Origin of the sequence: Pseudoalteromonas sp. RW-H-Ap-1 (genome assembly GCF_048318575.1) — a bacterium.
Lineage (GTDB): Bacteria > Pseudomonadota > Gammaproteobacteria > Enterobacterales > Alteromonadaceae > Pseudoalteromonas.
Genome location: NZ_CP166996.1, coordinates 1 through 22,503, shown reverse-complemented (window position 1 = coordinate 22,503; position 22,503 = coordinate 1). Strand labels below are relative to the sequence as shown.

Genomic DNA, 22,503 nt, shown 5'->3' with positions numbered 1-22,503 from the left:
CAATACATGCTATATTTGGCCAAATCTCCAATAACAATAGGCATAGCAATGAATTTAAGCGCACCTTGGTATCGTTACGCAAAACGTTTTACTCACTTGGCAACCCTACTCACATTAAGTAGTTTGAGTTTAACGGCATTAGCTGCCCCACTCGATCAATCAAAAATTCAGTTTATCGGCCCACTTGCAGAAGATATGCAAGCAAAGCCATTTCAGACGCCCCATGGCGACGTGATTATTGATAATCTGCTTACACAACTTGAATCAAGTGCAGAAAGCTTTGTTGTGTTTGGTAAAAAGCATAAGTGGCAACCACTTGATAAAATTAACGCGCTTACTTTAGGTGGTTTACAGGCACTTAAATTTCATATTGAAACGGACCGGTTTACTCAAGGCTCCTTAAACATTGAAGGAATAGAGCAAGGTCAGATTTTTATCAATGGTGAGAAGCAAACTGGTGAAAACCAACGCTATCAGCTTGCTTTAAATAACGGCTCACATACCGTGGTTGTCATCGCTCAACAGGTTGCTAATTGGAATGATGTCACCTTAGAGTTTGTGCCAAAAACAGAAACTGACGTCATGACCCTAACGACAAATAAAACCAAGCGCTTATCGGCTAAGCAATTGTTTGACGCCCCGACTATTAGCGGTTTGTCTTTGTCGCCTGATGCTAAGCATTACTTAAGTACAACAAAGCGCTTCAGCGATAAAACAGGCAACAACGCCATTACTACAACCGAGCTTAAAAATACTAGTAACCAAACGGTATACCGATTTGAAGAAGTGCAGCCTAGCCAATTTTCTTGGAGTCCTGATAACCAATTTTTTGTTTATTTACTCAACGGTGAATTAAAGCAGTTAAACCGTAAAACTTTCGCTATAAAAACCTTAGCCTCTGGCCTTGAGGGGGCAAGCAACTTTAGCTATTACAACGATAATAGTATTCTTTTTAGCTGGTCTAAATCATCTGAAGAAACCAATAGCCTCACTAAACATCATAAAGGCTTACAAGACCGTTGGTCTTATGCCCGTACGGTTAGCCAATTATATTTACTCGATACCAACAGTGGTTTAACCAAAGCTCTAACTGAAGGCGTATTGAGCCATCAACTTGAAGATGCTAACAGCAACCGTGGAAAGCTATTAATAAGTCGCCCAGTAATGGCGATGCAAGCCTCAACTCACCCAGGGACTGAGCTGGTTGAACTTACATTAAAATCCAACAGCATAAAATCATTAGGTAAGTTTAAAACCTTTAATCAAGCTAAATATGCCGCAAACAATATTTATGTTGTTGCAGGCCCTGATTTTAAAAGTGGTGCAGGCAGAACAATACCAAAGAACATGCTGGCTAATAATTACGATGGGCAGCTGTATTTATTAACTGATAACGCAAAAAAAGTAACGGCGTTAAGTAAACAGTTTGACCCCGCAATTGGCACATTAAAAGTACTAAGCAATGGTGATGCGCTAATCAAAGTGACAGAAAAAGATACCCAACCACTGTATTTATTTGACCTGAGTAAACAGCGCTTTAAAAAGTTAAATACAGGTTTTGATATTGTGCAGCAATTTAGCTTTTCAAATACGCGCAATGCCCAGTTATTAATTAGTGGCAGCAATGCGTCGAGCGCTCAACAACTCAAGCGCTTAGACGTAAGTAAAAACAAGGTAGAGCTCATTTGGGATTCAAACCCGATTGCATATGCCAATACGGCTATTCCTGCGCTTGAAGAATTTAACTTTACCAATAAGCGTGGCGTAGAAATCTCTGGCCGTGTTTATCTGCCAAGCAATTTTGATAAAGCCAAGAAGTACCCTGCTCTTGTTTATTATTATGGTGGCACCTCACCAGTAACACGCGGGTTTACGGGCCGCTACCCTTTTAACTTATGGGCTGCAAACGGGTATGTGGTTTATGTTGTACAACCAACCGGCGCAACGGGTTTTGGGCAAACTTTTTCAGCACAACATGTAAATGCTTGGGGCGACTATACCGCCGATGACATTATGCAAGGCACAGAGGCATTTTTAGCTAAATATGATTTTGTAGACAGTAGTAAAGTAGGTAATCTTGGTGCATCTTATGGTGGCTTTATGACTATGCTGCTTGCCACCAAAACCGATATGTTTAGCGCATCTATTGCGCATGCCGGTATTTCAAACTTAACGTCATACTGGGGTGAAGGATGGTGGGGTTATTTATACTCAGGCGAAGCCTCAAAAAATAGCTTTCCGTGGAATAATCCTCAACTTTACAGCCAGCATAGCCCTGTATTCCATGCTGATAAAGTAACCACACCATTACTGCTTATTCATGGTGACAGTGATACCAATGTGCCTGTGGGCGAAAGTTTAACTATGTATACCGCACTAAAACTGCTTAATAAAGACGTTGAAATGATAGAATACAAAGGAGCGGATCACCAAATATTTGCGCGCGATAAGCGATTTAATTGGTGGAACACCATATTGGCTTACTTTGACAAAAAGTTAAAAAATGAACCACAATGGTGGGATTCAATGTATAAAGATTAGTAACCATAATGCGCACTTTGTCGCTCAAGTGAAAAGTGCGCATTACAAAAGTAATGTTATTTGACCAATTCGTAATATAATGTTACCGAAAAACAACGATCTCTGTGTTATACAGGCCATCAATGATGCTAATATGCAAAGCTGAAACTAAAAAAATAACAGACTATGGCAATTAATGTTTTATTGGTTGAAGATGACGAACTACTCGTAAAGCGCATCCAAAATCATTTTATAAATACCGAGTTTTCTATTGACGTTGACCCCACCGGGGCCGATGCGTTAAATGTTGTTAAAAGCCGCGTAAGTCAGCGCAATACTATTTCCTTGGCAATAATTGATATTGTGCTACCAAAACGCGACGGTTTACAACTTGCCAAAGAGCTAAATACGCTCACCGATATTGGCGTTATCTTATTATCGAGTCGTGACTCACAAGCCGATCGAATTGCAGGCCTTGCTCAAGGTGCCGATGACTATATTTGCAAGCCGGTAGATTTACTTGAGCTTGAGCTAAGAATGCGCGCCCTATACAAACGAGTTGCCAATAATCACAGCGACGATGACAGTGAAGAGTTTATTGAATACGCCGATTTTAAGCTTCATCCAGATAATCGCACCCTTATTACAGCCAGTGGGATTGAATCACGACTGACTGAAGCAGAACACAAAGTGCTTATTTGTTTGATTGGTAATGCTGGTAAAGCGACTTCCCGTGAAAAAATATCAGAAGAAATTGGCCAGCCCGATTGGAGCCCCAACGATCGCACAGTAGACGTGTTAGTGGGTCGTTTACGTAAAAAGCTGAACGATGAGAAAGATCAAAAACGTATTGTCACTGTTCGCGGTAAAGGCTATATGCTTTCAATTTAAAGCCTTAGTGCTGGGTTAACTGCGATAATAAACGCTCAAATGCCCGATAATTAAGCGCTTCTTTAAGCTCATTTAAACTGATTTGTGGAGCACCTTTTAAATCACTAATAGTTCGCGCCACTTTGATTACTCTATGATAAGAGCGCGGCGATAACGCCAGCTTTTCACTGGCTCTGGCTAAAAACTGCAGCTCTGCAGGTGGTAACTCACAGTGCAAGTTCATCTCTTTGTTATTTAACCGCGCATTTACTTTACCTTGGCGTTTAAGCTGAACTGCATAAGCTGCTTCTACTCGTGCCCTCACCTCAGCACTGGTTTCTTCTGTAGTTGTACTTTGTAGCTCCACGCTGCTCAACCTTGGTAGTTCAATTTGCAAATCAATTCTGTCAATAAACGGCCCCGATACTCGCGATAAATAGCGCATTACCTGATCGGGTGTCGCCCGTTTATCATGATGACACCCTGTCGGACTGGGATTAAGTGCTGCAATAAGCTGAAACTGCGCTGGAAATTCCATTTGTCTGGCCGCGCGCGAAATCGTCACTGTTCCGGTTTCCATTGGCTCGCGTAGCGAGTCTAGCACTTTACGCTCAAATTCAGGGAGCTCATCTAAAAACAACACACCGTTATGCGCTAACGATATTTCACCGGGTTTAGGGTTAGACGAGCCACCCACTAGAGCTACTGCAGAACAGGTATGATGCGGATTGCGAAACGGTCGCTGACGCCAATTGGTTAAATCAATTGAGTGGCCAATAATTGAATATAAAGCAGCAGTATCAATGGCTTCATCATCAGACATGGTTGGCATTATGGTGGCCATTCGTTGTGCAAGCATTGATTTTCCGGTCCCTGGTGGACCTAAAAATAGTAAATTATGCCCACCAGCAGCGGCAATTTCTAATACACGTTTAGCACCAGGTTGGCCTTTTACATCGCTTAAATCGAGTAAAAAATCTGGCGCTTGGGTGCAACCAGGGTAGGCAATGTTAAGCGGTAAAGGTTGTTGATTGAGCAAGTCTCCCCACACCTCTTGTATAGAACTGACGGCTTTTCGCTTTACACCACTGACAAGGCTGGCCAAACTGTCGTTTTCAAGAGGCAGAAAACAGCAACGATTTTGCTCTTTAGCACCAAGCACTGAAGGCAAAATGGCATTTACAGCACGTATTTCACCATTAAGTGCAAGCTCACCGTAAAATTCATACTTATGAATATCAGGGCAGACTATTTGCCCCGATGCGACCAAAATACCTACCGCAATCGCAAGGTCAAATCGCCCACCATCTTTAGGAAGATCGGCAGGTGCTAAATTAACGGTAATACGCTGATCGGGAAATCCAAATTGCGAGTTTTCTAGAGCACTACGTACTCTATCCTTGGCCTCTTTAACCGACGCCTCAGGTAAGCCGACGATATGAAAGGCGGGTAAACCATTCCCTAAATGTACTTCAACCATCACCTCGGGGGCGTTTATCCCCACCTGCGCGCGAGAAAATATACGGGCTAACGACATTCCTTATCCTAGGGTCTGCTGACCTTTCAAGGTTAAATTTGCAGCAGTCTGTTTGGTATTTAGGCAAGGCAGAGCCTATGTCGTGTGGTTACTCCCCATAAATAGGCGATAACGCAGCATTAATGCCAAACAGGCGCTGCCCGAAGGGTTCTGCCTAGGGGCGATTTACTCTTTGTTGCTCGGTTTTCACTTAGTCCACTAGGTTACAAACCTCGCGCCGCGATTAAATCGCCCCTAGTTTGAACAAATTTTAATCCGCAAAGGTCAACAGGCCCTAGTTAACAGCTGTATTAACCCAGTTTAGTCAGGATATTTAAAAACATGTAATATAATCTTCCATTTAATCGCCGAGAAACGTAGCAATAAGGTCATTAACATACTTAATATCATTGCCACTTCCACCGTTAGCGATAGGTTGATACTTAATGTATAGACAATGCCACCAGCAATACAGGTAATAGCATACAGCTCACCTTTAAGCAGCATTGGAATATCGCGGGCAAGCACGTCGCGAATAAGCCCACCAAAACAGGGGGTTATTACAGCCATAATCACAACCGTCATATCTGGCATACCAGCCAATTGCGCTTTTTGCGCTCCCATGACCGCAAAAAAGGCTAAGCCAAACGCGTCAGCGGTTTGCAATACATAGTATGGAATGGATTTTTGCTTATTTATCAGTCGCGTAGTAACCAGAACCGCTACCAAAATAGCGTAGAAGTAGCTTTGGTCGTGTAGCCAAAATACGGGCTGGTCGAGTATCACATCGCGAACGGTACCGCCGCCAATAGCCGTAACAGTTGCAAGTACAACTACACCAAAGCCATCCATTTTCTTTTCATAGGCTACCAAGGTGCCTGAGATAGCAAATACCGCCACACCTATTAAATCAAACCAGTGATAAAGTTCAGTCATAATTTTGATTACAAAAAGTTTTAAAGAGTTTAGTGCATAGCATACTAAATATTCAGCAATAACACTTTCAAAAAGTAGAATTAGAAAAGAACAGCAGGTATACGTGTTAAAAATAGCGTGAGGGAATATGAATTTTAGGCATAAAAAAACACTCTTGTAGAGTGTCGATTTAATAAAACATGTTATTTCAGTGGTTGCGGGAGCCGGAATTTAATAGACGACCTTTGCTGGCTAATGGAGAGCTGAGACCGACGAGCTATCCATTTCACTGAATTTTAGGCATAAAAAAACACGCTTTAGGCGTGTTGCTTTACTATAACTGTTTATTTCAGTGGTTGCGGGAGCCGGATTTGAACCGACGACCTTCGGGTTATGAGCCCGACGAGCTACCAGACTGCTCCATCCCGCGCCTGAAATTGCAGATTTATTTATAGTTGCTTACATTACAACTTGGCTTCCAATCCTCTAAAGAAAATTGGTTGCGGGAGCCGGATTTGAACCGACGACCTTCGGGTTATGAGCCCGACGAGCTACCAGGCTGCTCCATCCCGCGCCTGTATATTTTAAGTCTATCGACTACTTAATTTATGCTCTTAAGTTAGAGTTTACAGTACCCAATTTTCTAAATAAAATTGGTTGCGGGAGCCGGATTTGAACCAACGACCTTCGGGTTATGAGCCCGACGAGCTACCAGACTGCTCCATCCCGCGCCTGTAATTTCTTAGTAACAGTATTGTGTTATTCACAAGCCTGTTTCGAAGAGAGCGCTATAATATAGGAATAAACCTATAATGCAAGGTTTTACTAATTAAAAACGTTTAAGTGAACAAAAACCCATCAAACAGTGATGTTTACAGTAATCGCTGATGTGGATTTATCATTTTTTGCCACTCCCAGTCGGGATGACCCATAACAATAAAATCTGGATTTTCTGTACTTTCTCTTTGGTTATACGTTAAAGGATTAAATTCAGCGTCGGTAATACAGCCGCCCGCTTCTTCAACAATAACTTGCGATGCACCCGTATCCCACTCACCTGTAGGACCTATTCTTAAAAAACAATCTGCTTTACCCTCAGCAACAATACACGCCTTAAGTGAACACGAACCTAAAGCCACCGTTGCAAATTGCGCATTTAGATACTGGCTAACTGCTTCTATTTTTTGCCGGCGGCTTACAGCCAAAGTTAAACTCTCGGGCGGTGCTACAAATATTTGTTTATCGTGCTCACCTTCACGCTTAAATGCCCCATTTTTAGCCGTTGCATAATAGGTCACGCCCTTTGCTGGCCAATGAATAACCCCCAACACTGGGTGGTTATTTTCTATCAATGCAATATTAACGGCAAAGTCACCACTTTCGAGTATAAATTCACCGGTGCCATCCATTGGGTCAAGCAACCAATAACGTTGCCAGTGCTGTCTATCTTGCAGCGCTGGAATGGGGGTTTCTTCTGACATAATTGGAATGTCAGGAGCAAGCGCATTTAAACCCGCCACGAGCACATCATTTGCAGCCAAATCTGCTTTTGTTACTGGCGTATTATCTGATTTTTCTTGCTGACCAATATCGTCTTTTTTATACAAAGACATAATGGCATACCCTGCACTTTGCGCAAGCTCAATACATGGCTCTAGAAGTTTATTCATTAATGTCTCCTGAGGCTAAATACTTATCTAATAATAGCAGAGCCGCAACACTACGTGCTTCAGTAAAGTCAGGTTGTTCTAATAACGACTGCCACTGTGAAAGTGGCCATTTCACCACCACTAAGGGCTCAGGCTCATCGCCTAGTAAGGTTTCAGGATATAAATTTTTAGCAAACAAAATATGCATGGTTGCGTTAAAATAGCTCGGTGCCATAGTGACCGTTTTAAGCGGTTTAAAGTATTCAGCGCCAAAGCCAATTTCTTCTTTGAGCTCTCTGTTTGCAGCCTGTTCAGGCGTTTCACCTGGGTCAATCAGCCCTTTGGGAAACCCTAACTGATAGTCATTGGTGCCTGCACAATACTCACGAACCAGTAATAACTCATTTTCAGTGGTCATAGGTACAATCATAACGGCTCCACGACCACCGCCGCGAATTCGCTCATACTGACGCTTTTCATTATTTGAAAACTTGAGCTCTAAAGACTCCACAGTAAATAAGCGACTTTTAGCGACAACATTATTACTGAGAATTTGTGGTGGTGTTGGGTGCTTTTTCTGTGTCATGGGCATCAATTTGCTATCATTGCAGTTATACTAATCATATACCCAAATGAGTATAAGATGCGAGTTTCAGTTTGAATTAAAAGCAATTTAATTGAGCAAATAATTCTCGGGCTTAGCTAAGGTTAATTCTTTGTTTTAGGCTACGAATACGCTCTTAATATAGTATTGTCGGATTTATACCTTAATAACTCAATTAACAAAGTTCATTAATCTACTTCATCGCAACTTATTCATTTCAAAAAGTAGTTTTCACAAGGATAAATCATGCTCAACTGGTCAAAAATCGATACTGTATTACTCGACATGGATGGAACTTTACTTGATTTACATTACGACACTGACTTTTGGCTCAACGTTGTACCCCAACAACATGCTCTGGCTCAAAATATCAGTTTTGATGAAGCCCGCGCAGATATCTTAAAACGCTATCAGGCTGTGAGTGGTAAAATTCAGTGGTACTGCTCTGACTATTGGGAAGCACAGCTAAACTTACCTATTCTCGAATTAAAGCGTCAGTCTGCTCACTTAATTAAAATTCGTGAAGACGTTCCGCATTTTTTAACTGAACTTCGACGTGCAGGTAAAGAGCTCATTTTGCTGACTAATGCCCACCCTGAATGCGTCATGCTTAAATTTGAACATACAGCTATTGATAACTATTTAGACGGGGTGGTGTCGACTCATGAATATGGAGTAAGTAAAGAGCAACAAAGCTTGTGGCATAAAGTGCAAGGGGACTTAGGGTTTGATAAACGCCGCACTTTATTTGTAGATGACAGTTTACCGGTATTAAATGCCGCACGAGAATACGGCATTGAGCATTTACTTGCGGTTGCTAACCCTAATAGCCAGCAACCACATAACGATATAACCGATTACTTAAGCGTCACCGATTATCGTAAGCTTATTTAGCTTATTCGCCCTGAGGGTAACGCGCTACTAAGCCTTGATATACCTGTTTTGCAAAATCTGCATGTTCAGTATCAAGGCTTTTAACTACTTCTACTAAGTGTTCGTTATCTTCTTGACCATGCCATACTTTAATGTAGCTGCCATCTTTGTAACCATGATCTTGGCGGAAAAAGTTAAGCGTATTTTTACCTACATAACCACGGTATAAATCATCAATATCCATGCCTATTTGCGCCATACAACCAGCAAAAGCGGCTGCATTAAACGCTTTATTGGCAACAGCACTGGCTGCTAATAATTCAAGTGTTTGCTTAAAGTCATCGCCTTGTTGTGGTGCACTCATTTCGGCTTGTAGTTTTGTTGCTATTTGCTCGTAGCTAGTCTCACCGTCAATACGCAACGATAAGCCAAAATGAAAAATATCAACCAGCTCTAAAATCACCTGTTCAGTATCTGGTGTTTGTTTTTTCCACCATTTCCAACCGTAATGGTCTAACATTTCTGCACATTCAACCCAAATAGCTCTGTACCATTCAAAGCCTTGGCTAAACCATTGCTCATGTACTTTGGTATTCATGGCATTTTGCATTTCTAGCATAACAACTAGCTTGTTTAAATTCGCAGACATATTGGTTCCACTGTTGGATTTATAATTAGGGTAATAATACAGATAATATAACTTAACGACCAGCCGAAAACTCATGCCATGAGTTGATCAGGTCAACAAAGTCTTCAAAACCACAACCGCTGCTTAAATCATTCTCTTCAAGCATTAATTCGTCATCTTGGTAGGCTAATATATCTTCGTTATCTTGATGCAGCGCATGCGCTTCAAATAACGCTTCATCTTTAGAAAGGATCAGGTCAATTTCTTGGCCTTTAAGTGTTAACGGTTCAAAGCTTGAACTCACCGAGCTAATAAGCGCCAGCACCATAGCCACTTTGTCTTTGCCTATTTCTTCATTTAACCAACGGCCTATAATCGCATGCTCGCTGCTTATTTTAATTCTTAACCCACTAATAGGGTCGCGAATAAATTGGTATTCCATAACTGTTACTTATTAAACGCTAATAACGCTATTATACCCGTAAATAGTGCAAAACACCGACTCTAAAACGCAAAATAGCGCCAATCAGCGCTATTTTTATAAAACGTTTAAATACCTAACTTCGCGAGCGGTATCTTGCCGCATCAATTATCGACCATAAGTAAATAATAGGCACTAATACAAACCCAACGAGTACGTATATAAGCGCATAGCTTATAACAATAGCTAGCGCAAAAAATATAGCAGCTAGAATACGCCCTTGTACTAATTGTCCTAAACCAGGAAAAAATATATTACACAACGCAGCAATTACATTACCGCCAGACCCTTGATCAGCCATACTCACCTCTGTAGTTAATTAATTTTGAATTTTAGTTATTTACTTACTATCACACTTTATGCCAATTTATTAAAGCTTAAAAATCAGATGGTTAAATTAATACTTACTAATTGCTTTGGTATTTTTTACTAAATATAGGTCAATTTGATTATTTTTATTATTAGTCTTAGTCACTTATTCACGTAAAAAACTAACCAGCTGATTGGTTTTAGTGGTTATTTTTATAATAGCTGTTTATAAAAACAGTATTTTATTTAGCCTAACAAAAACACCTGTTATACTGCTCTCATTATTGATTAAAAAGGCGTAACGATGGACGTTTCAGAATTACTCGATGGCTTAAATGATAAACAACGCGATGCCGTTGCAGCGCCATTACAAAACATGCTGGTATTAGCAGGAGCAGGTTCAGGTAAAACTCGAGTATTGGTTCATCGTATTGCCTGGTTAATGCAAGTAGAGCAAGCCTCTGCCTACAGTATTTTTGCGGTAACCTTTACCAATAAAGCCGCTAAAGAGATGCGCTCAAGGGTTGAAGAAACTCTAAAAGCCCCTGTTGGCGGCATGTGGATTGGTACTTTCCATGGTTTATCGCACCGAATTTTACGAGCACATCACCGTGAAGCAAACTTACCTGAAGCCTTTCAAATTTTAGACTCTGACGATCAGCTTCGTATGATCAAGCGTTTGTTAAAATCTATGAATATTGATGATAAAAAATGGCCAGCCAAACAGTTTGGTTGGTACATAAGCGCTAAAAAAGACGAAGCTCTGCGCCCTAAAGATATTCAGGCATACGATATTAATGAGCAAATGATGCTGCGCGTTTACGCCGCCTATCAAGAAGCTTGTGATAGAGCGGGCCTAGTTGATTTTGCTGAAATATTACTACGCAGCTATGAGGTTCTTAAAAACAACCCAACCTTGCTGCGTCATTATCAGCAGCGCTTTGCACACATGCTAGTAGACGAGTTTCAAGATACCAATACTATTCAGTATGCATGGCTAAAATTACTTGCTGGCGACACTAGTAGTATTATGATTGTAGGCGATGATGACCAAAGTATTTACGGTTGGCGTGGCGCTAAAATTGAAAATATCAAACGCTTTTTAACAGACTTTGACGCAGAGACAATTCGCCTTGAGCAAAACTATCGCTCGACTGCCACTATTCTTAAAGCGTCTAATGCGCTTATACAAAATAACTCCGAGCGTATGGGTAAAAGCTTGTGGACTGACGGTAACGACGGCGAACCAATTTCTATTTATGCTGCCTTTAACGAGCTAGATGAAGCGCGCTTTGTGAGTAGCAAATTACGCAGCTGGCTAAATGCGGGGAACGCACTACAAGATGCGGCTATTTTATATCGTAGTAATGCGCAATCGCGGGTGCTTGAAGAAGCGATGCTACAAGAAGGTTTAAAATACCGAATTTATGGTGGTATGCGATTCTTCGAACGCCAAGAAATTAAAGATGCCCTCTCATACTTACGCTTAGTGGGTAACCGCCAAGATGATGCGGCATTTGAGCGTGTAATCAATACCCCAGCCCGAGGCATTGGCGACAAAACATTAAGCCATATTCGTGACTGCGCTCGCGCTGAATCTTTGCCGCTTTGGTATGCCGCTAAAGCCATTGTAGAACAACAGCATTTATCGGGGCGTGCATCAGGAGCGGTTGCCAAGTTTGTCGAACTTATTGAGCATATTGAAGATAAAATTAGTGACTTAACGCTGCATGAGCAAGCTAAATACGCGATTCAAACCTCAGGGTTAATGGCTATGTATCAGGCTGAAAAAGGCGAAAAAGGCCGCGCTCGAGTAGAAAACTTAGAAGAATTAATTAGTGCCTGCGATCAGTATGAACTCCCTGAAGAGGAAGAGTTTAGCTCGCCACTACAAGGCTTTTTAGCTTACACCTCACTTGAGTCTGGCGAAGGCCAAGCCGATGAGCATGAAGACGCCGTACAAATGATGACGCTTCACTCAGCTAAAGGCTTAGAGTTTCCTTTAGTGTTTATGGTCGGTGTTGAAGAAGGTATGTTTCCATCTCAGCAAAGTAATGAAGAAACCGGCCGTTTAGAAGAAGAGCGCCGCCTTTGTTATGTGGGTATGACCCGCGCTATGGATAAGCTGTATATAAGCCATGCCGAAAGCCGCCGTTTATATGGCCAAGAAAAATATCACAGCCCATCGCGCTTTTTACGTGAAATACCCGAAGACTGCGTAGAAGAAATTCGCATAAAAACGCAAGTATCTCGTCCGCCTGCAGCCGGTCGCTTTAGCGCATCGGTTAGCCATGCTGCATTTGAAGAAAGCGGATTTAACTTAGGTCAACGCGTGCTGCATGCAAAGTTTGGCATTGGCACCGTACTCAACTACGAAGGCAGTGGCGCACAATCTCGCGTACAAGTTAACTTTGACGACTTAGGCAGTAAGTGGTTAGTAACAGCTTATGCAAGATTACAAGCCGTTTAACCACGTTGTAGAGCGTGTACAGCAACAACTTGCGTATGCGAAACATCGCCAGTTACTGCTGCTTACAGGCGATAAAAATTGGTGTTATGAGCAATGTACTCAGCTGCTTGCTCATTTGCAGCACCCTTCTTTTGTACTGTCAAAAAGCACTCATTTAATTAATGCACATTGGCCAGAGCATACCCACCAAATTTTAGGGCAAGAGTGCGCCCATGCTGTTTATGACGGCTACAGTGGACTGGTGCCAGATAAACTAGCTGCGCTTAGTGGCGTTGTGCAAGCAGGTGGTTTTTTAATTATATTGCTACCCGAACTTAAAGAACTTGAACACTGGTGTGATGACGCCCTTCCCTTATTTCAATCTTTTGGGCAAATGCACCCTTACAGCTTTTTTAACCAACGCTTAGCTCACTTACTAAGCAAAACTACTTTACTGCATTTTAGCCAGCAAAATGGTTGGCAGTGTATTACCGATACGAATCTATCAACTGGTGGAATTGACTTTACCGAGCAACAACAGTGTATTGAATTAATAATAAAAACAGCAAACGGACGAGCAAATCGACCATTATTAATTAATGCAGATCGGGGAAGAGGAAAATCAGCCGCATTAGGTATTGCAGCAAGTAAACTCAGCGATAAAAACATACTTATTTGCTCTATGCAATTTCGTGCTTTGCACAGTAGTTTTAAGCACTTAGCGAGTGAGCTTGATATAGATTATCGAGCTGGCGATAAACACATTGCAAACATGCACTATGTGGCGCCTGATCAACTACTGAACGAACAACCGCAGTGCGATTTGCTATTAATTGATGAAGCAGCAGCAATCCCTGTTCCAATTCTCATAAAAATTCTTCACCTTTATCCTCGCGTGGTCTTTTCAAGCACTATGATTGGCTATGAAGGTAATGGTCGCGGTTATATTTTAAAGTTTACTCGTTACCTCAAAACGCATTTTAAAAACATGCGTAGCATCAGTCTTGAGCAGCCAATCCGTTTTGCAAAGCACGATCCTTTAGAGCTGCACCTTCGTACACTCTTAGCTTTGGATGCAGAACATCACAGCGCTAGTTTGAATACTGCTCCCCTACAATTTAAGCATCTGCAAGCAAATCAACTTACTAACAACGAGCCACTGCTTCATCAAGTTGTTGGCTTACTAACACTCGCACATTATCAAACCAGTGTGAATGACTTACGTCACTTACTGGATGCCGCTGGGCAACGCCTATTTGTTTGTCAACAAGGTGATAATATTCTTGGTGTGTGTTTAGTAGCGATAGAAGGTGGCTTTACTACATCGTTGAGTGATGAAGTAGTGCAAGGTAAGCGCCGCCCTCAAGGGCACTTAATGGCGCAAAGCCTTGCACAATTAAGCTTTAACCCTGAGGTATTAAAACAATACTGCGCTCGCGTGGTGCGAATTGCCATTGACCCAGAGCAGCACAATAAGCACCTAGGAACACAATTACTTCATTACTGTGAACAGCAATTACAGAACGAGTGTGATTGGTTTGGTGCTAGCTTTGGTGCTAATGCGCAATTACTTAGTTTTTGGCAAAATAATGACTTTAATTTGGTTAAGCTGGGTTTTCAAAAAGATAAGGCAACGGGTGAACATAGCGCATTAGTTATTAAGAGCTTAACTAAAAATGACCAACTACTAGAACAATTAACAGCCCAGTTCGAAGCTGATTTTCCTTTGCAATTGCTCAGCCATTTTAGTCAGCTAGATTATAAACTGGTAGCAAAAATTGTTTCACGCTTTAATACTCATACCAATAGCATAGCTGATCAATCAAGATTAAAGTCTATGTTAACAAGTGACTATCAGCTATTTAATATTACACCTTTACTATGGCGAAGCTTTTGGGCATCTCCTCTTAGCTTGCCAAATGATGAGGATAATTTCCAATCTGTTTTTATTAGGCTAGTATTACAAAATTGGAAACCTAAAAATATCCAAACCGAGTTAGGTGTGAATGGCATAAAGCCGTTTAATATATTATTAAAAAAGGCTGTAAATAACTGGTATGAACGCACTTCGCATAATAATACACCTTAGTATTGCCCTCATTGCAATAGCCCTAGGACAGCCTTTAGCCTTTGCAGAGCAAGATAATAGCAAAGTTATTAAACTTGGCATGTCTACAGCACTAAGCGGACCGGCTCAAAATATTGGTCAACAATTGTATAAAGGCAGTAGCATTTACTTTAACAAGGTTAATAATGCTGGCGGAATAAACGGCGCTCAGGTACAACTTCTAGTTGCTAACGATAATTACGAACCAAAACAAACCGTTAATAATACCCGTACTTTTATTTATTCCGACAAAGTCGATGCATTGTTTGGTGCTATGGGCACCCCAACCAGCCATGCTATTATACCTTTACTAGAGCAATCAAAAATTCCGTTCTTAATGCCTTTTAGCGGGGCAAGCTTCCTACATGATAAATCACGCGCTAACATATTTAATTTAAGAGCAAGCTATAATGACGAAGCCGCAGAGCAAATTAAATACTTAGTAGAGGAGCGCAAACATACAAAGATAGGGCTATTTATTCAAGCAGATGAGTTTGGCTTGTACGTAGAATCGGGGCTAAGGAAAGAACTAACAAAATATGATCTGTCGCCTATAAAAGTCGCGCGTTATCAACGTAATAGTCATGATGTAGCATCAGCGCTTAATGCCTTACAAGCCAGTGGGGTTACAGCTATCTGTTTAGTTGGCACCTACGCACCACTTGGTGAATTTATAAACAGTGCACATGCGAAGAATTTTACCCCAGACTATACCAGTGTTTCTTTTGTACCTAGCTTTGACTTATTTGATGAAGTAACCACACCCTCACATATTATGGTTACAGAAATTGTTCCTAATCCACTCACATGTAATGATGATTTTTGTAATGAATTTTTGGCCGATATGCAAGCAAACAAGATTACAAAACCCAACCGTCTTCATTTTGAAGGTTATATTAATGCGATGGCATTTAGTAGGGCTGCAGCAAACTGCAAATTACCGCTTAAACACTCGTGCCTAATGAAAGAGCTTAATTCACTGTTAACAAATGATAAAATAATCAAAAAGTTTTTTATTGATACAAGAAATGAAAATAAACGTAATGTATATCGCTCTTATTATGTGAATAAATAAGTACCTTCCAAATATTGTTCTATCCTTAATATACAAACTAAGTATGTGAGGAAACTATGGACTTAATTAACTTTAAAGTGGGTTATAAAACCATTTCACTTAAGATTCTTGATATCTTATTAACGGAACAATTTAATAATAACCTCACGGTGTTACCTAACGATAATAAAAGCTTTTTGGGCGTTAAAGATTATATGGGGATCCCAACCCCTGTATTTGATCTTGGAATCATTTTAAATGGAGTTTCTACTGAGCGCAGTAATTTAGATGCTTTAAAGCAACTTAAATCTTGGCAAAAACAACTAATTGCTTGGTTTAATAAATTAGAGCAAGAACTACTCGTTTCGCAAAGCTCGTTAAAGGCGAATCAGTATGAGCTTACTGATTTTGAACAGTTTTATACAGAGTTTAAAACTGATAACGATGAATTAAAAAATACTATGTCACGCTTTGATGACCCGTTTAAATCGCTTCTACACAAATTGACCAGTGCAATAGATGCATATAAAAAAGGCAACAGCAAACAAGTTAGTACTCAACTTGAGATTATAAGGCGACATGATCTTATTCACCTAGAGCGTTTATTCGACTCTGCAATAGGACAAATCACTTTAGATTATAAACCTATTATTGTGTTTACCACTAAAGATGGCATGACCCCTCATGTAGGCCTATTAGTTGATAAGGTTGAAGATAATATTGAATATAAACAAGAAGATATTAAACCACTAGATAAGCTTACCGAAGTTGGTTTTGATATTGACCCCCAAACAAGAAGCATGATGTATGGATTGATAAAACTCGCTGATAAACATAGTGTACTTATTGATCCTAGCGCAATATTTAAGCCCAAAGACCTTGAACCATCGAGCAGCGCTCAAGAGCAAGAAACTGAAGCCTATGGACTGTTTTAAGGATGCTTCCTTTACACCCGTAAAAGCCCGACTCTTTTGAATCGGGCTTGCTTGTATTTAGAGTCGGTGCGCTATTTTGCCCATGGGTTTCGTAATACTCAACCCACGCTACGGTTACCTGGTTAACGCTGTGCAGCTGATAGCTGATATTTTCACTTTTCTGCAGACGTAAAAAAGCCCGACTCTTTCGAATCGGGCTTTCTCTTATTTGGAGCCTGGTAATGACCTACTTTCACATAACAAATGCTACACTATCATCGGCGCTGTTTCGTTTCACTACTGAGTTCGGCATGGGGTCAGGTGGGTCCAAAACGCTATTGTCACCAAGCAAATTTGGTTGTCAGTCCGTATTACTACGCACTAACTAAAATTTGGAATTCTGATAATAAAAGTTTTCAGTAATCTACTTTAGTCTATTAACTTCTTCGCTTGTTTCACTATCACATAAAACGCGTTTGGCGTTGTATGGTTAAGCCTCACGGGTAATTAGTACAAGTTAGCTTAATGGCTCACACCACTTCCACATCTTGCCTATCAACGTTGTAGTCTTCAACGGCCCTTCAGAGACTTTAAAAGTCTAGTGAGAACTCATCTCGAGGCCTGCTTCGCGCTTAGATGCTTTCAGCGCTTATCAGTTCCGAACGTAGCTACCGGGCAATGCCATTGGCATGACAACCCGAACACCAGCGGTTCGTTCACTCCGGTCCTCTCGTACTAGGAGCAACCCCTCTCAATTCTCAAACGCCCACGGCAGATAGGGACCGAACTGTCTCACGACGTTCTAAACCCAGCTCGCGTACCACTTTAAATGGCGAACAGCCATACCCTTGGGACCGACTTCAGCCCCAGGATGTGATGAGCCGACATCGAGGTGCCAAACACCGCCGTCGATATGAACTCTTGGGCGGTATCAGCCTGTTATCCCCGGAGTACCTTTTATCCGTTGAGCGATGGCCCTTCCATTCAGAACCACCGGATCACTATGACCTACTTTCGTACCTGCTCGACGTGTCTGTCTCGCAGTTAAGCTGGCTTCTACCATTACACTAACCGTACGATGTCCGACCGTACTTAGCCAACCTTCGTGCTCCTCCGTTACTCTTTGGGAGGAGACCGCCCCAGTCAAACTACCCACCAGGCACTGTCCGTAACCCCGATTCAGGGGCCAACGTTAGAACATCAAAACTACAAGGGTGGTATTTCAAGGACGACTCCAACAAAACTAGCGTCTCATCTTCAAAGTCTCCCACCTATCCTACACATGTAGGTTCAATGTTCAGTGCCAAGCTGTAGTAAAGGTTCACGGGGTCTTTCCGTCTAGCCGCGGGTACACAGCATCTTCACTGCGATTTCAATTTCACTGAGTCTCGGGTGGAGACAGCGTGGCCATGGTTACACCATTCGTGCAGGTCGGAACTTACCCGACAAGGAATTTCGCTACCTTAGGACCGTTATAGTTACGGCCGCCGTTTACCGGGGCTTCGATCAAGAGCTTCTCCGAAGATAACCCCATCAATTAACCTTCCGGCACCGGGCAGGTGTCACACCGTATACGTCATCTTGCGATTTTGCACAGTGCTGTGTTTTTAATAAACAGTCCCAGCCACCTGGTCACTGCGGCTCCAATCAGCTTAGAGAGCAAGTCTCATCACCAATCGGAGCGTACCTTCTCCCGAAGTTACGGTACGATTTTGCCTAGTTCCTTCACCCGAGTTCTCTCAAGCGCCTTAGTATTCTCTACCTGACCACCTGTGTCGGTTTGGGGTACGATTCGGTATAATCTGAAGCTTAGAGGCTTTTCCTGGAAGTATGGCATCAGCAACTTCATCACCGTGGTGACTCGTCTCGTGTCTCAGCCTAACAGCAACCCGGATTTACCTAAGTCGCTAGCCTACACACTTTCACATGGACTACCATCGCCATGCTTGCTTAGCCTGCTCCGTCCCCCCATCGCAATTATACCAAGTACGGAAATATTAATCCGTTTCCCATCGACTACGCCTTTCGGCCTCGCCTTAGGGGTCGACTTACCCTACCCTGATTAACATGGGATAGGAACCCTTGGTCTTCCGGCGTGCGGGTTTTTCACCCGCATTATCGTTACTCATGTCAGCATTCGCACTTCTGATACGTCCAGCATACCTCCCGGTACACCTTCAACCGCTTACAGAACGCTCCCCTACCACTCAGAATAAATTCTGAATCCGCAGCTTCGGTGCATAGTTTAGCCCCGTTACATCTTCCGCGCAGACCGACTCGACCAGTGAGCTATTACGCTTTCTTTAAAGGATGGCTGCTTCTAAGCCAACCTCCTGGCTGTCTGGGCCTTTCCACATCGTTTCCCACTTAACTATGACTTTGGGACCTTAGCTGGCGGTCTGGGTTGTTTCCCTCTTCACGACGGACGTTAGCACCCGCCGTGTGTCTCCCGGATATTACTTTACGGTATTCGGAGTTTGCAAAGGGTTGGTAAGTCGGGATGACCCCCTAGCCTTAACAGTGCTCTACCCCCGTAAGTATTCGTCCGAGGCTCTACCTAAATAGATTTCGGGGAGAACCAGCTATCTCCCGGTTTGATTAGCCTTTCACTCCTAACCACAGGTCATCCCCTAACTTTTCAACGTTAGTGGGTTCGGTCCTCCAGTTGATGTTACTCAACCTTCAACCTGCCCATGGCTAGATCACCGGGTTTCGGGTCTATACCTTGCAACTATTCGCCCAGTTAAGACTCGGTTTCCCTACGGCTACCCTAATCGGTTAACCTCGCTACAAAATATAAGTCGCTGACCCATTATACAAAAGGTACGCAGTCACCCTCGAGGGGCTCCTACTGCTTGTACGTACACGGTTTCAGGTTCTATTTCACTCCCCTCACAGGGGTTCTTTTCGCCTTTCCCTCACGGTACTGGTTCACTATCGGTCAGTTGGGAGTATTTAGCCTTAGATGATGGTCCACCTATATTCAGTCAAAGTTTCACGTGCTCCGACCTACTCGATTTCACTTAAAATGCGTTTTCATGTACGGGACTATCACCCTGTATCGTGGCACTTTCCAGAGCCTTCCATTAACACATAATAAGCTTAAGGGCTGTTCCGATTTCGCTCGCCGCTACTATCGGAATCTCGGTTGATTTCTTTTCCTACGGGTACTTAGATGTTTCAGTTCTCCGCGTTCGCCTCGTTAACCTATGTATTCAGTTAACGATACCTGCAAGCAGGTGGGTTTCCCCATTCGGAAATCCTAGTCTCAAGTGCTTTTTACTAGCTTGACTAGGCTTATCGCAAGTTAATACGTCCTTCATCGCCTCCAACTGCCAAGGCATCCACCGTGTACGCTTAGTCACTTAACCATACAACCCAAACGGGTCTTTGTTTCGTGACAGTTTAACTTCGCCAGAAGTTAATATTGAATACTAAAGTAGATACCAATCAACAAACGTAAAACGTTCATTAAATGGCACTGAATGATACTGCTATCATTCTTTTTTACTTTTGAAAACTCTGTACAAATAACAATGTTATTCATACGAATTTTATTATCAGCTTTTCCAAATTTTTAAAGAGCATATTAATTAGTTAACCCAAAGGGTAAAACTAACTAACAATCATCTGTGTGGACACTACGAACAAATAAGTTCTAAATCGTATAAGGAGGTGATCCAGCCCCAGGTTCCCCTAGGGCTACCTTGTTACGACTTCACCCCAGTCATGAATCACTCCGTGGTAAACGTCCTCCCGAGGGTTAGACTATCTACTTCTGGAGCAACCCACTCCCATGGTGTGACGGGCGGTGTGTACAAGGCCCGGGAACGTATTCACCGCGTCATTCTGATACGCGATTACTAGCGATTCCGACTTCATGGAGTCGAGTTGCAGACTCCAATCCGGACTACGACGCACTTTAAGTGATTCGCTTACTCTCGCGAGTTCGCAGCACTCTGTATGCGCCATTGTAGCACGTGTGTAGCCCTACACGTAAGGGCCATGATGACTTGACGTCGTCCCCACCTTCCTCCGGTTTATCACCGGCAGTCTCCTTAGAGTTCTCAGCATTACCTGCTAGCAACTAAGGATAGGGGTTGCGCTCGTTGCGGGACTTAACCCAACATCTCACAACACGAGCTGACGACAGCCATGCAGCACCTGTATCAGAGTTCCCGAAGGCACCAAACCATCTCTGGTAAGTTCTCTGTATGTCAAGTGTAGGTAAGGTTCTTCGCGTTGCATCGAATTAAACCACATGCTCCACCGCTTGTGCGGGCCCCCGTCAATTCATTTGAGTTTTAACCTTGCGGCCGTACTCCCCAGGCGGTCTACTTAATGCGTTAGCTTTGAAAAACAGAACCGAGGCTCCGAGCTTCTAGTAGACATCGTTTACGGCGTGGACTACCAGGGTATCTAATCCTGTTTGCTCCCCACGCTTTCGTACATGAGCGTCAGTGTTGACCCAGGTGGCTGCCTTCGCCATCGGTATTCCTTCAGATCTCTACGCATTTCACCGCTACACCTGAAATTCTACCACCCTCTATCACACTCTAGTTTGCCAGTTCGAAATGCAGTTCCCAGGTTGAGCCCGGGGCTTTCACATCTCGCTTAACAAACCGCCTGCGTACGCTTTACGCCCAGTAATTCCGATTAACGCTCGCACCCTCCGTATTACCGCGGCTGCTGGCACGGAGTTAGCCGGTGCTTCTTCTGTCAGTAACGTCACAGCTAGCAGGTATTAACTACTAACCTTTCCTCCTGACTGAAAGTGCTTTACAACCCGAAGGCCTTCTTCACACACGCGGCATGGCTGCATCAGGCTTGCGCCCATTGTGCAATATTCCCCACTGCTGCCTCCCGTAGGAGTCTGGGCCGTGTCTCAGTCCCAGTGTGGCTGATCATCCTCTCAAACCAGCTAGGGATCGTCGCCTTGGTGAGCCATTACCTCACCAACTAGCTAATCCCACTTGGGCCAATCTAAAGGCGAGAGCCGAAGCCCCCTTTGGTCCGTAGACATTATGCGGTATTAGCAGTCGTTTCCAACTGTTGTCCCCCACCTCAAGGCATGTTCCCAAGCATTACTCACCCGTCCGCCGCTCGTCAGCAAAGTAGCAAGCTACTCTCTGTTACCGCTCGACTTGCATGTGTTAGGCCTGCCGCCAGCGTTCAATCTGAGCCATGATCAAACTCTTCAATTAAAAAGTTTTTTGTCTTTCGACAGCTCAATGAATTCTGAATTTATTTAATATCTTTCGATATTGAATTGACTGTGCTGCAATTCCTACCGAAGTAGTTATTGCTGTTGGTCACTCAGTTTAAATTGAGACTCTAAATTTGTTTGCCTCACTACCTAAGTAGCTTGGCTGTTAGAACTCAATCTGTACGAGTGCCCACACAGATGATTGCTTTATATTGTTAAAGAACGTTGCGATTAAAGCGTTAAACTTTATCTCGCTAGGGCTGCGCATATTACGCTTTCCTATTTTTTTGTCAACACTTAATTTTGTTAAACTTGAAATTTTTCGAAACTAAGTTTTACTCGACTCACTGAGTAGCTCGTGCCTCGCTATGCGTTGGCGTTCCCCGTCTCAGTGGGGTCGCATTATAG

At 42.7% G+C, this 22,503-nt stretch carries 14 protein-coding genes, 3 tRNA genes and 3 rRNA genes; 7 read left to right on the top strand and 13 right to left on the bottom strand.

Translation table 11 applies throughout. The annotated features are described in order from the left end of the window. Window positions 1–48 precede the first annotated feature (48 nt). Together AB8618_RS00100 and AB8618_RS00095 are read left to right on the top strand one after the other, a co-directional pair. The gene (locus AB8618_RS00100) at window positions 49–2,541 is read left to right on the top strand and encodes an alpha/beta hydrolase family protein (protein ID WP_413401082.1); all 2,493 of its coding nucleotides are present in this window, start codon (window positions 49–51) and stop codon (window positions 2,539–2,541) included. Between the two features lie 165 nt (window positions 2,542–2,706). Next, window positions 2,707–3,411 (top strand): response regulator transcription factor, encoded by a 705-nt coding sequence (locus AB8618_RS00095; RefSeq protein WP_008108280.1) that lies wholly within the window; start codon window positions 2,707–2,709, stop codon window positions 3,409–3,411. Window positions 3,412–3,415: 4 nt separating this feature from the next. On the opposite strand, the gene AB8618_RS00090 is transcribed toward AB8618_RS00095, so the two are convergent. The 7 genes from AB8618_RS00090 to nudE form a co-directional block, all read right to left on the bottom strand. After that, window positions 3,416–4,927 carry a YifB family Mg chelatase-like AAA ATPase gene (locus AB8618_RS00090; protein WP_413401081.1) on the bottom strand — a complete coding sequence of 504 codons (1,512 nt, stop codon included), beginning with the start codon at window positions 4,925–4,927 and terminating at the stop codon, window positions 3,416–3,418. Window positions 4,928–5,227: 300 nt separating this feature from the next. After that, window positions 5,228–5,842 (bottom strand): trimeric intracellular cation channel family protein, encoded by a 615-nt coding sequence (locus tag AB8618_RS00085; protein WP_008108278.1) that lies wholly within the window; start codon window positions 5,840–5,842, stop codon window positions 5,228–5,230. A gap of 332 nt (window positions 5,843–6,174) precedes the next feature. Continuing rightward, window positions 6,175–6,251 (bottom strand) — tRNA-Met (locus AB8618_RS00080). A gap of 67 nt (window positions 6,252–6,318) precedes the next feature. After that, window positions 6,319–6,395 (bottom strand) — tRNA-Met (locus AB8618_RS00075). An 80-nt stretch (window positions 6,396–6,475) separates the two neighbouring features. Continuing rightward, window positions 6,476–6,552 (bottom strand) — tRNA-Met (locus tag AB8618_RS00070). 141 nt (window positions 6,553–6,693) lie between these two features. Then, the gene (gene cysQ, locus AB8618_RS00065) at window positions 6,694–7,491 is read right to left on the bottom strand and encodes a 3'(2'),5'-bisphosphate nucleotidase CysQ (protein ID WP_413401080.1); all 798 of its coding nucleotides are present in this window, start codon (window positions 7,489–7,491) and stop codon (window positions 6,694–6,696) included. Next, window positions 7,484–8,056 (bottom strand): ADP compounds hydrolase NudE, encoded by a 573-nt coding sequence (gene nudE / locus AB8618_RS00060; RefSeq protein WP_413401079.1) that lies wholly within the window; start codon window positions 8,054–8,056, stop codon window positions 7,484–7,486. Before nudE ends, cysQ begins: the two co-directional genes overlap by 8 nt. 264 nt (window positions 8,057–8,320) lie before the next feature. On the opposite strand from nudE, the gene yrfG reads away from it, so the two are divergent. After that, complete coding sequence (yrfG, locus tag AB8618_RS00055) at window positions 8,321–8,968, top strand: GMP/IMP nucleotidase (protein WP_413401078.1); 648 nt, start codon at window positions 8,321–8,323, stop codon at window positions 8,966–8,968. 1 nt (window position 8,969) lies between these two features. Here yrfG and AB8618_RS00050 read toward each other — a convergent pair whose 3' ends face one another. From AB8618_RS00050 to AB8618_RS00040, 3 genes are all read right to left on the bottom strand, one after another. Further along, window positions 8,970–9,596 carry a dUTP diphosphatase gene (locus AB8618_RS00050; protein WP_178954566.1) on the bottom strand — a complete coding sequence of 209 codons (627 nt, stop codon included), beginning with the start codon at window positions 9,594–9,596 and terminating at the stop codon, window positions 8,970–8,972. Between the two features lie 52 nt (window positions 9,597–9,648). Further along, window positions 9,649–10,017, bottom strand: coding sequence for a YacL family protein (locus AB8618_RS00045; RefSeq protein ID WP_008108271.1), 369 nt, complete (start codon window positions 10,015–10,017; stop codon window positions 9,649–9,651). 115 nt (window positions 10,018–10,132) lie between these two features. Next, on the bottom strand, window positions 10,133–10,357 hold the full coding sequence (locus AB8618_RS00040) for a hypothetical protein (protein ID WP_006791382.1): 225 nt from the start codon (window positions 10,355–10,357) through the stop codon (window positions 10,133–10,135). 312 nt (window positions 10,358–10,669) lie between these two features. Between AB8618_RS00040 and uvrD the strand changes: the two genes are divergently transcribed. Genes uvrD through AB8618_RS00020 form a run of 4 tightly spaced genes read left to right on the top strand, consistent with a single transcriptional unit; the run spans window position 10,670 to window position 16,910 of the window. Further along, window positions 10,670–12,835, top strand: a complete 2,166-nt coding sequence (gene uvrD / locus AB8618_RS00035) for a DNA helicase II (RefSeq protein ID WP_008108265.1) — start codon at window positions 10,670–10,672, stop codon at window positions 12,833–12,835. Continuing rightward, window positions 12,813–14,903, top strand: coding sequence for a GNAT family N-acetyltransferase (locus AB8618_RS00030; protein WP_409424353.1), 2,091 nt, complete (start codon window positions 12,813–12,815; stop codon window positions 14,901–14,903). The genes uvrD and AB8618_RS00030 overlap by 23 nt, the downstream gene beginning before the upstream one ends. Then, window positions 14,872–15,996 carry an ABC transporter substrate-binding protein gene (locus tag AB8618_RS00025; protein WP_409424352.1) on the top strand — a complete coding sequence of 375 codons (1,125 nt, stop codon included), beginning with the start codon at window positions 14,872–14,874 and terminating at the stop codon, window positions 15,994–15,996. Before AB8618_RS00030 ends, AB8618_RS00025 begins: the two co-directional genes overlap by 32 nt. Before the next feature lie 56 nt (window positions 15,997–16,052). Beyond that, window positions 16,053–16,910 (top strand): chemotaxis protein, encoded by an 858-nt coding sequence (locus tag AB8618_RS00020; RefSeq protein ID WP_409424351.1) that lies wholly within the window; start codon window positions 16,053–16,055, stop codon window positions 16,908–16,910. Between the two features lie 213 nt (window positions 16,911–17,123). On the opposite strand, the gene rrf is transcribed toward AB8618_RS00020, so the two are convergent. From rrf to AB8618_RS00005, 3 genes are all read right to left on the bottom strand, one after another. After that, window positions 17,124–17,238: ribosomal RNA gene (rrf, locus tag AB8618_RS00015) — 5S ribosomal RNA — on the bottom strand. A gap of 137 nt (window positions 17,239–17,375) precedes the next feature. Continuing rightward, window positions 17,376–20,260, bottom strand: a 23S ribosomal RNA gene (locus AB8618_RS00010). A 297-nt stretch (window positions 20,261–20,557) separates the two neighbouring features. Beyond that, a 16S ribosomal RNA gene (locus tag AB8618_RS00005) occupies window positions 20,558–22,093 on the bottom strand. The 16S, 23S and 5S rRNA genes sit together here, the layout of an rRNA operon. Window positions 22,094–22,503: the final 410 nt, after the last annotated feature.